General features: G+C 57.4%; 1 rRNA gene. It reads right to left on the bottom strand.

From position 1 onward, the window contains the following. Positions 1 to 68 (bottom strand): 5S ribosomal RNA (gene rrf / locus UK12_RS36200); the annotation flags it as partial. Positions 69 to 204: the final 136 nt, after the last annotated feature.

Here is a 204-nt window from a genome sequence, read left to right as displayed (position 1 = left end):
GCGCTTTGAGGCTTAGCTTCCGGGTTCGGAATGTAACCGGGCGTTTCCCTCACGCTATGACCACCGAAACACTATGAAACTATCGGCCGCACCACACCCGTCCTGACGGTGTGGGGTCGTTGTTTCAGAACAACACAGTGGACGCGAGCAACTGAGGACAAGCCCTCGGCCTATTAGTACCGGTCAACTCCACCCCTCACAGGG

The organism is Saccharothrix sp. ST-888, from assembly GCF_000955975.1.
Classification (GTDB): domain Bacteria; phylum Actinomycetota; class Actinomycetes; order Streptomycetales; family Streptomycetaceae; genus Kitasatospora.
Note: the sequence above shows the minus strand (reverse complement) of the source record. Positions and strands in the feature narration are given on the sequence as shown.